Here is a 13,892-nt window from a genome sequence, read left to right on the forward strand (position 1 = left end):
GGGTGTGTCAAGTTAACGGCTGATCTTGGTTGTTGAGGTGTTCAGTTGGCGGTCGGGGTGAGTCGGCCTTCGAACTCGATCTGGAAGGCGTTGAGAGGCGCCTTCCAGCGCATGGTCCATCGCTTGCGGCCCTTGCCGGTCGGGTCCAGGGACATCAGCGCCATGTAGATGCACTTCATCGCTGCGGCCTCGTTGGGGAAGTGCCCACGGGCGCGGACGGCCTTGCGTATCCGCGCGTTCACGCTCTCGATCGCGTTCGTGCTGCAGACGACCTTGCGGATCTCCACGTCGAAGCGCAAGAAGGGCACGAACTCAGCCCAGGCGTCCGACCAGAGCTTGATGATCGCCGGATATTTGCCGCCCCAGGCCTCCTGGAACTCCAGGAACCGTTCCTCGGCCACGTCCTGGTTCGATGCGGTGTAGATGGGCTTGAGCGCACGCGCGATCTTGTCCCAGTCCTGGCGGGCCGCGTAACGGAAGCTGTTGCGCAGCAGGTGAACGACGCAGGTCTGGACGATCGTGCGAGGCCAGACGGTCTCCACCGCATCGGGCAGGCCCTTCAGCCCGTCGCAGACCAGCATCAGCACGTCCTGGACACCGCGGTTCTTCAGCTCGGTGAACACGTGCAGCCAGTACTTGGCGCCCTCACCGCCATCGCCGGCCCAGATGCCCAGGATGTCGCGGTGGCCCTCCGCGGTCACCGCCATCACCACATAGATCGGCCGGTTGGCGACCTGCCCGTCCCGGATCTTGACATTGATCGCATCCACGAACAGGACCGGATAGACGCGGTCCAGGGGCCGGTTCTGCCATTCGGCCATGCCGTCCATCACCTTGTCGGTGATCGTCGAAATCGTCTGCTTGGACACGTTCGCGCCGTAGACCTCGGCCAGATGCGCGCTGATCTCCCCATGCGTGAGGCCCTTCGCCGACAGCGACAGCACCATCTCATCCACACCGGTCAGCCGCCGCTGCCGCTTGCGCACGATCTGCGGCTCGAAGGTGCCGCCGGTGTCGCGGGGCACCTTGACCTCGACCGGGCCGACATCGGTCAGCACCGTCTTGGCCCGCGTGCCGTTACGGCTGTTGCCACTGCCCCGGCCCGCCGCGTCGTGCTTGTCGTAGCCGACATGGTCGGTGATCTCGCCCTCCAGAGCGGACTCCAGCACCCGCTTGGTCAGCTGCTGCAACAGCCCGCCCTCACCGGTCAACTGCAGCCCCTGGGTCCGAGCACGGTCCACCAGCATCGAGATCAGCTGCTCTTCCGACGCCGCACCCTGCGGCGCCCGGACCGGCTGCTCAACGGACTCGTTCTCGACAATGCTGTCGGTCATCTGGCGTCTCCTTGATCATCGGATCCGCCGTTAATTAGACACTCCCGTCGCCCGGAGCGAAGCCGAATTCGTGCGAGCGCTCCGCGAACTCGGCGTGCTCGTGCGCCCCCGGTACGCCCCCGGCGGCCGCACGGAGGTGGTCGGGTACTCCGTCGCGCTCAAGCCGCGGAACGGTCGGCCGCCGATCTGGTTCGGCGGCGGCCGGCTGCACCGCGAACTCACCCTCACCCAACTCCGCCACAACCACTGGCCACAAGAACAACCCGGCCATGACGGGAAGGAAGCGCCGTCAGCGCGTCTCGCTCAGGACGAAGCCCTGGCCGCGTGGGCCGGGGACGGGCCCGGCAACCTACTTCCCGACGGCTCGTACAACCTCGGGATGTGGAAGAAGACCGCGGTCGTGCTCGCCGAAGTCCGAACCCACCTGATCAACATTCCGGTCGACCAGCCCGAGCCGTGGGCTCTCGCGGCCCGGCAAGCCGCTGGCGTCCTGGCCATGTGGTCGGTTCGCGTAGAGGGCAACCGGCCACGCGCCCTAGCCCGCGCCGCCGACCTCCTTGCCCGCTCCGCCCAGCTCGCCCAAGCCCGCGCCGACGACCTTGCCCACCCAGGACGCGGCGAGCGGCAAGGACGCCGCAGAGATCAGCGCATCGATCTGCGAGGCGTCGCCATGGTCGTCAGCACCGCATCCGCTTCGAGCAGCCCCGACCACGGCCACATCATGCTGCTCCGCCAGATCATCAGGCTGCTAGAAGTGATCAACCAAGCCGACCACGCCCGCGGACAGGCCACCCAGGCCATCCGGCAGGCCGAGGCGACGCACGGGCGACTCCTTCAACTGCAGCAGCACTGGGCGAGCCGCGGCGAAAGCAGCCCCAGGCAGTATCAGCTCCAGATTGCGCCGCCACCTCGCCGCAGCCCGGCCCCCGGCTGGGGAGCGGAGCTATAGCGCAAGCCACCCAACCGGACGCTGTCCCTCTGTCCTACGGCCAACAAGGAGGCCTGGAGGGCGGCGGCAACAGTCCTTGCCGAGGTCCGAGAACAGCCCTTGGTTGTTCCGCTGACGACTACGCGGCATGTGCTGGGATGGCTCGTGAGCTTCGGAGTCGGCTAGATCTCAGGTGTCAGGCGCCCCAGGACGAGTACCGGCAAAAAGCGCTTCGGGTAGTAGCCGTCCTAGCCTTGCCTTGTAACCGCGACACCTTGCCTTCCCAGCTCAGGGGCATGGGCGAGCACCGCCCCTGACATGGAGCCTGTGAAGGCTCTCAGTGCCCGGTTAGGGTCGTTTCATGGCCCAGAATCTCGAAGTTCACGTGACGACCGGCAGCCGTGAGGAAGCAGAGAAGGTAGTACAAGCCGCAGTCGAAGGACGCTTCGCGGCCTGCGCGCAGATCAGCGGCCCGATCTCGTCCACCTACTGGTGGCAGGGCAAGCTGGAGCGCGACGAGGAGTTCTTCATCATCATGAAGACCACCGACGAGCGTCTGGACGCCCTGGTGGGCAACATCAAGGCCAACCACTCCTACGACACTCCGGAGATCGTCGCCGTGCCGATCGTGGGGGGTCTCGGTGACTACCTGACGTGGATCAAAGCAGAGACGGAGGCTCCGTCTTCGGCCGGCTAGCCGCGTATTCCTTACGGAATTGGCTTGCAGTCGGCACCTTGGTACTGGAGAGCTCGTCTACAACCTGGTCAAGGCGGTCCCACCCGAGTGGGGCCGCCATGGCAGTGGTCGCCTCAAGCGACGAACGGGCGTACTTCACGGCCTCGGAGACGTCTCCTAGCCGGATGTGGGCCAGAGCCATGTCCGCTTGGACCACGCAGAGCTTCTTGGTCTCCACGTTCGGGCCCATGAATGCCGCTACGCGACGGCTGGCCTCCAGCGCTCTGTCTTCCTCTCGGACTCTGGAGTACACCGACAGGCACATGGAGGCGAAGCGGGCCGGGTCGAGGAAGCAGGTCCACGGCCTGGCAGTGATGTTGGCTTCGAGGTAGGTGTCTTCGGCCTCTCGGATGGCCTCCAGTGCCGTCTTCCGGTCTCCGAGGAGAGCGGATTCCTCGCCCTTTCTGGCAAGCAGCCATGCTCTGGTCGCAGGATCGTTGTTGCCGAGCCGTTCGAGGGCGCTTGAGGCCAACCTGACGCCGGCGGCATGATTTCCGCCTGTCGACGACGCGTGAATACTGACCCCCAGGCGACGGCCGAATTCTGACCCCCCACTGTCACTGTGGAGGGTGATCAAGGTGGAGGACTGGGCGGAGATCCGCCGGTTGCACCGGGCGGAGGGCATGCCGATCAAGGCGATCGCCCGGCGGATGGGCATCTCGAAGAACACCGTCAAGCGGGCGCTGGCGGCCGATGAGCCGCCGGTGTATCAGCGGGCGGGGAAGGGCTCGATCGTGGACGCGGCCGAGCCGGCGATCCGTCAGTTGTTGGCGGAGTTCCCGGACATGCCCGCGACGGTGATCGCCGAGCGGATCGGCTGGGAGCGGTCGATGACGGTGCTCAAGGACCGGATCCGGCAGTTGCGGCCGCAGTACAAGCCGGCCGACCCTGCGTCGCGGACGGCGTATCAGCCCGGTGAGCTGGCTCAATGCGATCTGTGGTTCCCGCCGGCGAAGGTGCCGGTGGGGGCCGGGCAGCAGACCAGCCCGCCGGTGCTGGTGATGGTGTCGGGGTATTCGCGGTGGATGCTGGCGCGGATGCTGCCCTCGCGGGCGGCCGGGGACCTGTTCGCCGGGATGTGGGCGCTGCTGGGCATGCTGGGCGCGGCGCCCAAGACGCTGGTGTGGGACAACGAGGGCGCGATCGGGCAGTGGCGGGGCGGCTGTCCGGTCCTGACCACCGAGGCCAACGCGTTCCGCGGCACCCTGGGCATCAAGATCGTGCAGTGCCGTCCCGCCGATCCCGAAGCCAAGGGCCTGGTCGAGCGGGCGAACGAGTATCTGGAGACTTCGTTCATGCCGGGCCGGTCGTTCACCGGCCCGGGCGACTTCAACGCCCAGCTGGACCACTGGCTGGCGCATCGCGCCAACGTCCGTCACCACCGGCGGATCGAGTGCCGGCCCGCCGACCGGATCGTCACCGACATGGAGGCGATGGTGCCGCTGCCGCCGGTCGCGCCGGTGGTCGGCTGGCGCACGTCCACGCGGCTGGCCCGCGACCACTACGTCCGGATCGCCTCCAACGACTACTCGGTGCACCCGTCGGTGATCGGGCGGCTGGTCGAGGTCGTCGCCGACCTGGAGCAGGTGAGGGTCACCTGCGGCGGGCAGCAGGTCGCCGCGCACCCGCGCTGCTGGGCGGTCCACCAGACCATCACCGACCCCGCGCACGCCCAGGCGGCCGCGGCGATGCGGCGGCTGCGGCTGCAGACCACCCGCCCGCCGACCGACACCGAGGTCGAGCAGCGGCGGCTGACCGACTACGACACCTTCCTGGGAATCGACAACGACAGCGCCGAGGACATCGGTGCCGCCGGCATCGAGGGGGTGGCGTGATGGCGCCCGCCGCCAAGGCCACCGCAGCGGGCGCCGCAGGGGGCGCCGCGACGAGCACTGGCGGCCGCAATGTCGAGGCCGAGCTGGCCTATCTCACCCGGGTGCTCAAGGCGCCGTCGCTGCACGCCGCCGCTGCTCGTCTGGCCGAACGCGCCCGGCAGGAGTCCTGGACGCACGAGGAGTTCCTGGCCGCCTGCCTGCAACGCGAGGTCGCCGCCCGCGAGGCCCACGGCGGCGAGGCCCGCATCCGCGCCGCCCGCTTCCCCGCCCGCAAAGCCCTGGAGGACTTCGACTTCGACCACCAGCGCTCCGCCAAACGCGAGGTCATCGCCCACCTGGGCACCCTGGACTTCGTCGCCGCCCGCGAGAACGTGGTGTTCCTGGGCCCGCCCGGCACCGGCAAGACCCACCTGTCGATCGGGCTGGGCATCCGTGCCTGCCAGGCCGGACACCGCGTCGCCTTCGCCACCGCCGCCCAGTGGGTCGCGCGGCTGGCCGACGCGCACGCCGCCGGACGGCTGCAAGACGAACTGACCCGGCTCGCCCGCGTCCCGGTCCTGATCGTCGACGAGGTCGGCTACATCCCCTTCGAGGCCGAGGCCGCCAACCTGTTCTTCCAGCTGGTCTCGTCCCGTTACGAGCGGGCCTCGCTGATCGTGACCAGCAACAAGCCGTTCGGCCGCTGGGGCGAGGTGTTCGGCGACGACGTCGTCGCCGCAGCCATGATCGACCGCCTCGTCCACCACGCCGAGGTCATCAGCCTGAAGGGAGACAGCTACCGCCTCAAGAACCGTGACCTGGGCCGCGTCCCCGCGGCCAACACCACCAACGACGAGCAGTAACAACCAGCAACGACCAACAACAGCAGGGGGTCAACTTTCAGACGTCGCCAGGGGGTCAGAATTCGACCGTCGTTGACACCGCCGGTCATGTAGGTCTGGTAGCCGGTCATACATGCCGCGGAGGCGATGTCCTGGGCCTGTTTCGCTGCAACTCCGACGAGACGGGCCTGTTCCCCGGCTCTCTGTCGGTCGCCCAGTTCCCAGGCGAACCATGCGGCAAGGACTGCGGACTCGCCGGCCGCTATCGCGAGGCGAAGGCGCAGCTCGTCGTCCCGATTGGTCTCCAGGAGCGCACTGACCTCGCCGATGTGGGTCATGAGCGCGGGGTAGAGCTTCTTGGCAGGCCAGTGTTCTTCGAGCCGGTGGAAGCCCTTGGTGCGGTCTTCGAGGTGCCTGACGGTCTCGCTGTCGGGGCGGCTGCTTCCGGTGAGCGCTCGGAGCAGGCGTTCTGTGGGTTCGAGGGCGCTGGGACCCGCCGCGGCAACGGCGACGAGCTGGAGCAAACTTCTACGGTCCACGCGCTGGTTGAGCCTTCCTACTGTCCAGGCGAGTACAAGAGGATCGATGTGGGCTTCCGGGCCTGCGGCCGGCGCAGGGCCGACGACTTCGGCGTGGTGAGCGAAGAGACGCCGGTACAGCTCTGCATAGACCGGCCCAACGGGTTCACCGCGCTGGTGAGCCCGTATCCGTCGTGCCATCGACTCGACGCCGGGAAGCTGGGCACGCTCGATGTGGGTCGCAACGTCCCGCATCTCCTTCGCCAGGTGGTTCTGAGACCAGATCTTCCGCTCCAAGAGCAGCCGAATCCTTGTGGCCAGCTCCATCGGAAACTCATCCTGGCTCATCGGATCACTCCGTCCGAACTTCTCACCTGGGCGACGTCCGCTCACATCCGCTCGCGTCCGCCTACATCCTTCAGTTTGGCCTGGTCTCTGCGTCATGTGCAGTGGTTTCTTGCAGGAGACGCGCATCAAACCGGATGCCAATGACGGAACCGCGCACAAGGACAGGCGATGGCACCTGTGACGATCAAACGACCTCACCTGGAGCTGGCTCTCACCGTGGACCCCACCGAGGTGAGCCGAGCCAGACGTGCCGTCAGCCGAGCCCTGGAAGACCTCGGCCACCCCGATCTGGTCGAGGACGCCCAGCAAATCGTCAGCGAACTGGTCACGAACGCTCTTCGGGAGACCACGGAGAAGCTGAGCCATCTGACCCGTGAATACCTGGCGGCCTGTCGGGTGAAGTTCCTCGTCCACGAGAACGACGGTCATCCGACCGTCGAGGTCTGGGACATGTTTCCCGACGAGATCCCGATGCCTCAGCAAGCCGACCTCGACATGGAGTCCGGCCGCGGACTCTTCATCGTCCGGAGCCTGGCCAAGGAGTGGGGATACGTACACCGGTTCGACGCGGAGAGGGTGTGGAAGAGCGTATGGGCCGTGTTGACGTGAGGAAGCCGGAGGAAATGTCGGAGCAGGACGAGGTTTTGACACCGGCACAGTCGGACCTTTTCCGGGCTGCGGAACTGGTGGGAGCCGCCTACCGGGACGCTATGTACGAGTACGGCCTCTTCAAGGGTGCCGTCGCTGAGATTGCGTCCATGGCTGAGGCCGAACTGAAGAAGGTTCTCCAGGACGAGCCCTCTCGCTCGACGTGAAGCCCCTCCGGGCGGGGCTTTCCGACACCCCCGGGGAATCACCCGCCCGGAGGCTGTACGTCCTCCCCTCCCGTGTGGGCAGCACCGGAGGCACTCCCGTGCACAAGACCCGCGCCGGAGGGGAGGACCAATTCCCGCCCCCATAAGAAAGAAGGTGGTCCTTCAACCGAAGCCGACCGAGAGCAAAGGGGTTCTCGAAGGCATGTGCTACGCGATCACTGAAAGCGAGGCCAGCGTGACAATCGAAAACATGACCGACGGATCGAGTCATCGCCCGACACCACGCAACCTGATCGTGGTCACCGGCGTTTGTGGCTTCATCGGCTCCCATGTCGCGGAGGCATTGCTCGGCCGCGACGGAATGGCCGTTCTCGGTGTGGACCGGCGGACGCCGGGAGATGACTCTCGCACCGCCGCGATCCTCGCCGAGCTCCAGTCGCGGCCGGGGTTCGACCTGGTGCTCGCCGATGTCGGGGACGCCGCGGTCGCGGCCGAGCTCAGGAAAGCTTCGGCGGTGGTGCACCTGGCGGCGCCCACCAGCATCGCGGAGTCGTGGGGATCGGGATTCGCTGATCAGGCAGCGTCGCTGCTGAGCTCACACCGGCTGCTGTCGGCCTGCGGGGAGGCGCAGGTGCCTCGCCTGGTAGTCGCCTCGTCCGCCCATGTCTACGGCCCGGTGGACGGGGCCGTAGGCGAGGACGTGCCACCCTCGCCGTCCTCGCCCTATGGAGTGGTGAAGCTGGCGACCGAGCGTCTGGCGGCGGCCCATGCACAGCGGCCCGGCTCGACGATGAGCACCGTGGCGTTGCGGTTCTTCACCGCGTTCGGCCCCCGCGTCAACCCCGACATGGTCGTGGCACGCATGTTCCATTCGGCACGCACCGGCGAGCGGATGCCCCTTTACGGCGACGGGACGGCTCCCCACACCTGGACGCACGTCGATGACCTGGTCGAGGCCGTCCTACGTGCGATCGATCTTCCACTGGCCCCAGGCCAAGCCGAGGTCGTGAACGTGGCCGGCGGGGACGAAGCGTCACTCGTGCAAGTCGGTGAACTCGTCGAGCGGATCGTCGGCACGCCCGTGGTGTGGGAACCCGCCGACCAGCGGCCGGGCGACTCCAACGGAACCGTCGCCGACCTCGCGCATGCCGAGCGAGTCCTGAACTACGTCCCCAAAGTCACGCTGCTCCAGGGTCTGGAGTCGCTGTGGCAGGACCTCCGGCACCAGTACGAAGAATCGCCGTCAGCTCCGCGCTGAACCTCAAGCCGCCTTCTCCGTCGAATCTGGCCAGGACGGCGGCCCCCGCTCATCTTGCCCTGGTGAAAGGCAATCCCTTGATACCGCAGCAGGTCTCACAATCCCCGGCGCGCTTGAACGCCTCGGCGAATGGCCTGTTCGTCGAAGCCTGCGAACGTGTCCTCACCGCCGGCTGCGCCATTGCGCCGCGCGGCCTTCCCACGACAGAGGTCCTTGGTTCCTCCCTGCGGTTGGCCGACCCCCGCAACCGGCTGGTCGATCTCCCGCCCTGCCGAGTGATCAACCCGGCCTTCAACGTCGCGGAGGCGTTGTGGATCCTTTCCGGTTCCGGTGAGCCGTGGATCCACGAGTTCAACTCCTCGCTCGCCGCCTTCGTCGGTGACGGTGCCCCGCACGGCGCCTACGGTCCCCGGCTGCGAGCCTGGACCGGGATCGACCAGTTCGACCGGGTGCGCCGCCTGCTGCTGGAGGACCCCGACACCCGCCGCGCCGTCTTGACCATCTTCGACCCCGCGCGGGACCTGGTCGACGAACGCGACATCCCCTGCACCCTGGGGCACCGCTTCTACCTGCGTGACGGGCTGCTCCACATGGTGACGTCGATGCGAAGCCAGGACGTGTGGCGTGGCCTGCCCTACGACTTGTTCACCGCGACGCTCCTGCTGGAACTCATGGCTGGATGGGTCGGCGCGCAAGTCGGCCACTGGCACCACGAGGTCGACTCTTTGCACCTCTACACGCCCGAACATGAGCCCGCTCGACAGGCCACCTTGCTACACGGAGCGGTATCGGTGCCGATGGAGCCGCTGACCGTCTCATGGGAGTCGTTCGACGACGTTCTCGCCCAGGTGATCGCCGGTCAGCGGATCGGAGTACCCGCCTGGGACGACCTGGCCGATGTGATGAGGGCATTCCGGCTGTGGCGCAGGGGTGACCGCGACGCCGCTCGGGAAATCGCCGGCGAGTCGGGAACGATGTCGAAGGCGCTGACCCGATGGTTCGATCGGCAGACCGCCCGCGCCGCTGCGAAGGCGGCGGCAACATGACTGGCCCCGTACTGGGGTTGTGCTCCTTCACCCACGACTCAGCCGCGGCCTTGGTCATGGACGGAAAGCTCATCGGCCTGGTCGAAGAGGAGCGACTTTCGGGCATCAAACACGACGGCTCCTACCCGAGACGCGGAATCGACTGGCTGCTCGACCAGGCGGGTCTGTACCCCGACGACATCGAGGCCGTCGCCCTGCACTTCCAGCACGACCTCTACCGCAGGACCGCTCCCAAGTCGCTCGCCTACCTGCTCAATCGCAAGACCGCTCGGCGTGCTGTTCCGCGTGCCCGCTCCTTCCGTGCCGTCGCCGGCCGGGAGCAAGGCCGCCTGGATGCCCTGAGGCGCCGGTTCCCCGTCGCGACGATCACTCAGGTACTGCACCACCGCGCCCACGGGCTCACCGCGTTCGCCGCCTCGGGTTTCGAGCACGCAGCGGTCCTGGTCGTCGACAGTCTCGGCGAAACCCAGACGACGACCATCGCCCGAGGCCGTCTCGACGAGGGTGTGCCGTTGTGGGAACTACTTCGGGAACAGACCGACCCCGCCAGCCTCGGCTACGTGTACGGCGCGGTCACCCAACACCTGGGCTGGCGGAAGGCAGACGAGGAAGGCACCGTGATGGCGCTCGCCGCCCTTGGTGACCCGACGCGGTTCCGGAACCTCTTCCGCCAGGCGATCCGGCTGACCACCGACGGGTTCGCCCTGGATCTGCGGCTGTTCCCGCTCCGCGTGATCTCCAGCCGGTGGAGCCGCACATCGCCCGACTTCACTGCCAGGACCTGCTCACCCAGGCGGCCCGACCAGGAGATCACGCAGGTCCACAAGGACCTGGCCGCCGCGCTTCAGGAACGCACTGAGCAGACGATGCTGCACCTGGCCCGGCTCGCCCGCACCATCACGCGCTCCAACCTGCTGTGCATCGGCGGCGGAGTTGCCATGAACTGCGTGGCGATCGGCAAGATCCTCGAATCCGGGCTGTTCGACGAGGTGTTCGTGCCGCCCGCCCCCGGCGATTCAGGGACCGCGCTCGGCGCCGCCCTGGCCGTCCTCGCCGACCAGCGCCAGCCCGTCCCGGACGGGGTACGGGACGCCTGCTACCTGGGCCCGTCCCCACACGACCGTGGCCGCGGCTCGTTGCAGCGTGAAGGTATTACCGGCTCCACCGAACGCTCACCAGCCGAGCGGATGGCCAAGGCCCTCGCCGCCGGCCAGATCGTCGGCGTCTGCGTCGGTCCGCTGGAAGCCGGGCCCCGCGCGCTCGGACACCGGTCGATCCTTGCCTCTCCACTGCTTCCGGACGTGATCGGCAGGCTCAACAGCCGGATCAAGTTCCGAGAACCATTCCGGCCGTTCGCACCCGTCGTCTTGGCCAGCCGTGCCGAGGAGTACTTCCGTCTCGGCGGCCGGTGCTCCCCATTCATGTCGATCGCCGTCCCCGGCACCCCGCAAGGCCGCGAGGTGATCCCCGCGGTGTTCCACGACAACGGGCTCGCTCGTGTCCAGACCGTCGACGGCGACCGCAACCCGCTCCTGGCCGCGACATTGGAAGCCTTCGCAGCTCTGACCGGCGTCCCCGTCCTGATCAACACCTCCCTCAACATCAAGGGCAAACCGATCTGCGGGACCGCTGACATGGCCTTCGAATGCCTCACCGAATCCGGGCTCGATGCGCTGCTCGTCGACGACCGCTGGTACGCCAAGAGCATCCAGGAGACCGGATGAAGATCGGCTACAGCTTCTGGGGATTCCTCGGCGACGGGATCATCGACACCCCCGACGGAGGACGCTCCCACCGCCGCACCCTCATCGACGCACTCATCGCCGACGGCCACGACATCGTCTTCCTCCAAGCCGACCGCGACCAGGACGAAGCAGCCACAGCATTGCCCTACACCTGGGACTCGGACGGACTTCCGGAAATCGACGCGCTGATGCTCGAATGGCGATGGCCGATCGCCGGCCGCAACACGACCCCGTGCGAGACCCCCGGCCACACCTGCGACCTACACCGACAGGCCGACCTACTCAGCCACTACACCCGAGCCGGACTGCCGACGATCCTGTGGGACAAGGACCGGCAGCTCGCCGCCGACGACCCGCTCCGCTCCCAGCCGAACGTGACCGTGTGCGAAGCCGCGCTGCACCCCAGCCCGGACGCGGTATCGCTCCTGTTCCCGGTCGCCGACACCGCTCTCGATCACGCTGACCCGAACGAGCTCGCCGCCGGTGAGCGCCGATGGCTGCTCACCTACGTCGGTAACCAGTACGGCCGAGACGACGGCTTCACCACCTACTTCGCGCCCGCCGCCGACATTCACGTCGACCACCTGGTCGCCGGGAAATGGACCGATACCAAGCAGTGGCCGCACGTCCGGTTCATCGGCCGCATCGCCTTCGCCAAGGTCACCGAGCTATACGGGATGTCGCTGTCAACGATCCTGCTGCTCCCCGAACGGCACCTCAGGTCGGGCCAGATGACACAGCGACTGTTCGAAGCGGTCCTGGCCGGATGCCTGCCGCTGTGCCCGACCGAGTTCCGTTCCGCGCACCGGCTCATCCCCGAGCAGCTCATCTCCTCCAGCGGCGCCGAAGCCGCCACCGTCATCGGCGACCTGGCCGCAGCACCCCACGCAGACCGCGCCGAACTGTTGGCCGGCTGCCTGGACAAGCTCAACCTCATGCGCGTATCCCACCAGGTCACGACCATCAACGAGGTCCTCACGGGGATGGGGAACCAGTGAGAGCGTTCCGTCCCACCAGCACCGGAAGGTCGGTAGCGTTGAACCATGCAGCGGATCGCGATCATGGGATGTGGCGGGTCGGGCAAGACCACCATCGGTCGGCGGCTCGCAGATCAGCTCGGTACGCAGATCACCCACCTGGACGCCGTCTACTACGACGACCAGTGGAACAAGATGGAGCCGGAGAAGTTCGCCGCCGTCCAGGAGCAACTGGTCGCTGCCGATCGCTGGGTCATCGACGGGAACTACGCGGGCACGCTACCCATCCGGCTGCGCCGCGCCGACACGGTCATCTTCCTCGATCTTCCCGCCATCACCTGCCTGTGGGGCATCGCCCAGCGCCGCTGGAAGTACCGGGGCGGGCAGCACGACAACACCGGCGTCTACGACCGGATCACCTGGGGGTTCGTGAAGTACGTCTGGGGCTACCGCAAGGAGATGGCCCCCCGCGTCCGCGAGCTGATCGCCGAACACGCCAAGCACGCCGACGTGCACATCATCACCTCCCGCCGCGCCGCCAACCAACTCCTCTCCGAACTCACCACCGCCACGGCCTGATCCACGAGGTGGCGCAATGAGCCACCCCTTCCACGGCGATGGCGCCCGCACCCTCTACACCAGCGAGGACCGCACCCGACAGCGGAGCGAGGCACTCCTGTCCGCCAAGACCAGCGGACGGAACATCAGCGAAGTCATCTGCGGTTTCGCCGACTCCGTCCGCCTCCCTGAGCGTCCGTCCATCCTGGATGTCGGATGCGGACAAGGCCGAACCACCGTCCGACTTGCCCGCCACTACCCCGACGCATCCCTCACCGCGGTCGACGCTTCACCAGCCATGGTGGCAGCGACGGTCAAGCGGACCGCCGGCCTGAACGTCGAAGCGCTCACCGGCGACTTCCACTCGCTCCCATTCGGAGACTCTTCCTTCGACCTGGCCATCGCGATCATGTGTCTCTACCACTCCCCCACCCCGCATCTGGCCATCAGCGAGATCGGCCGAACCCTCCGCGCCTCAGCGATCCTCGTCACGAAAGCCATCGATAGCTACAGCGAGCTGGCCGCCCTCCTGGAAGTGACCGGTCTCGATCCCAGGGCGACCAGCCGACCCAGCCTGTACGAAGCCGCACACAGCGGAAACCTGCCGGAACTGACGGAGCAGGGCGGCCTGCAAGTAGATCAGGTGGAGCACGAGACCCACACCTTCACCTTCAACGACCTCATGCACACCGCGACCTACCTGGCGACCTGCCCCCAATTCGTGCTTCCTGACCATGTCCGGCAACCCCAGATCCTCGCTGCCGAACTCCGATCACGCATCCCTGACGGCCCCATCACGACCAGCGCCACCATCACATATGTACTCGCCCGCCCCACCGGACGAACCCCATGACCCGCACCTGGTCCAAGACCTTGAGGCGCCCCGGATCTTCCGGACAGGTCCCCAACTAGGGTTGGGGAGAACCGGAAGGGAAGGTCGTTGGCACGACAGAGGCGGCATTTCACCCAGGAG

General features: G+C 67.2%; 15 protein-coding genes. 12 read left to right on the top strand and 3 right to left on the bottom strand.

The window, feature by feature from the left end; genetic code table 11:
• Positions 1–41 precede the first annotated feature (41 nt).
• Positions 42–1,247 carry an IS256 family transposase gene (locus IE99_RS0127950; RefSeq protein WP_245623375.1) on the bottom strand — a complete coding sequence of 402 codons (1,206 nt, stop codon included), beginning with the start codon at positions 1,245–1,247 and terminating at the stop codon, positions 42–44.
• A gap of 157 nt (positions 1,248–1,404) precedes the next feature.
• Between IE99_RS0127950 and IE99_RS0127955 the strand changes: the two genes are divergently transcribed.
• Positions 1,405–2,283: a hypothetical protein gene (locus IE99_RS0127955; protein WP_157610530.1), complete on the top strand. Its 879-nt coding sequence runs from the start codon at positions 1,405–1,407 to the stop codon at positions 2,281–2,283.
• A 340-nt stretch (positions 2,284–2,623) separates the two neighbouring features.
• On the top strand, positions 2,624–2,959 hold the full coding sequence (gene cutA / locus IE99_RS0127960) for a divalent-cation tolerance protein CutA (RefSeq protein WP_030177279.1): 336 nt from the start codon (positions 2,624–2,626) through the stop codon (positions 2,957–2,959).
• On the opposite strand, the gene IE99_RS32215 is transcribed toward cutA, so the two are convergent.
• Positions 2,922–3,575: an NsdA family TPR-like regulatory protein gene (locus IE99_RS32215; protein ID WP_157610531.1), complete on the bottom strand. Its 654-nt coding sequence runs from the start codon at positions 3,573–3,575 to the stop codon at positions 2,922–2,924. The two genes, cutA and IE99_RS32215, sit on opposite strands and share 38 nt — an antisense overlap.
• Between IE99_RS32215 and istA the strand changes: the two genes are divergently transcribed.
• Together istA and istB are read left to right on the top strand one after the other, a co-directional pair.
• Positions 3,568–4,833, top strand: coding sequence for an IS21 family transposase (istA, locus tag IE99_RS0127970; protein ID WP_051713448.1), 1,266 nt, complete (start codon positions 3,568–3,570; stop codon positions 4,831–4,833). The genes IE99_RS32215 and istA overlap by 8 nt on opposite strands.
• Positions 4,833–5,675, top strand: a complete 843-nt coding sequence (istB, locus tag IE99_RS0127975) for an IS21-like element helper ATPase IstB (protein ID WP_051713450.1) — start codon at positions 4,833–4,835, stop codon at positions 5,673–5,675. Before istA ends, istB begins: the two co-directional genes overlap by 1 nt.
• Here the strand turns inward: istB and IE99_RS32220 are convergent.
• Positions 5,609–6,520 (bottom strand): hypothetical protein, encoded by a 912-nt coding sequence (locus IE99_RS32220; RefSeq protein ID WP_157610532.1) that lies wholly within the window; start codon positions 6,518–6,520, stop codon positions 5,609–5,611. The two genes, istB and IE99_RS32220, sit on opposite strands and share 67 nt — an antisense overlap.
• 168 nt (positions 6,521–6,688) lie before the next feature.
• Here IE99_RS32220 and IE99_RS0127985 point away from each other — a divergent pair, with 168 nt between their 5' ends.
• The 8 genes from IE99_RS0127985 (at position 6,689) to IE99_RS0128020 (ending at position 13,772) form a co-directional block, all read left to right on the top strand.
• Positions 6,689–7,129, top strand: a complete 441-nt coding sequence (locus IE99_RS0127985; protein WP_051713453.1) for an ATP-binding protein — start codon at positions 6,689–6,691, stop codon at positions 7,127–7,129.
• Positions 7,130–7,143: 14 nt separating this feature from the next.
• On the top strand, positions 7,144–7,335 hold the full coding sequence (locus IE99_RS0127990) for a hypothetical protein (RefSeq protein WP_030177292.1): 192 nt from the start codon (positions 7,144–7,146) through the stop codon (positions 7,333–7,335).
• Positions 7,336–7,537: 202 nt separating this feature from the next.
• A complete protein-coding gene (locus tag IE99_RS0127995) occupies positions 7,538–8,593 on the top strand; it encodes an NAD-dependent epimerase/dehydratase family protein (protein WP_051713455.1) in 1,056 nt (351 codons plus the stop codon).
• A 62-nt stretch (positions 8,594–8,655) separates the two neighbouring features.
• Complete coding sequence (locus IE99_RS0128000) at positions 8,656–9,639, top strand: thymidylate synthase (RefSeq protein WP_211258952.1); 984 nt, start codon at positions 8,656–8,658, stop codon at positions 9,637–9,639.
• Positions 9,636–11,363 carry a carbamoyltransferase family protein gene (locus IE99_RS0128005; protein WP_030177302.1) on the top strand — a complete coding sequence of 576 codons (1,728 nt, stop codon included), beginning with the start codon at positions 9,636–9,638 and terminating at the stop codon, positions 11,361–11,363. The genes IE99_RS0128000 and IE99_RS0128005 overlap by 4 nt, the downstream gene beginning before the upstream one ends.
• The gene (locus tag IE99_RS0128010) at positions 11,360–12,382 is read left to right on the top strand and encodes a CgeB family protein (RefSeq protein WP_030177308.1); all 1,023 of its coding nucleotides are present in this window, start codon (positions 11,360–11,362) and stop codon (positions 12,380–12,382) included. The genes IE99_RS0128005 and IE99_RS0128010 overlap by 4 nt, the downstream gene beginning before the upstream one ends.
• A gap of 45 nt (positions 12,383–12,427) precedes the next feature.
• Entirely contained in the window at positions 12,428–12,940 is a 513-nt protein-coding gene (locus IE99_RS0128015) for a P-loop NTPase family protein (protein WP_030177310.1), read from the top strand.
• 16 nt (positions 12,941–12,956) lie between these two features.
• The gene (locus IE99_RS0128020; RefSeq protein WP_037560222.1) at positions 12,957–13,772 is read left to right on the top strand and encodes a class I SAM-dependent methyltransferase; all 816 of its coding nucleotides are present in this window, start codon (positions 12,957–12,959) and stop codon (positions 13,770–13,772) included.
• The last annotated feature ends 120 nt before the right edge of the window (positions 13,773–13,892 follow it).

The sequence above is a fragment of the Spirillospora albida genome, assembly GCF_000718255.1.
GTDB lineage: Bacteria > Actinomycetota > Actinomycetes > Streptosporangiales > Streptosporangiaceae > Spirillospora > Spirillospora albida.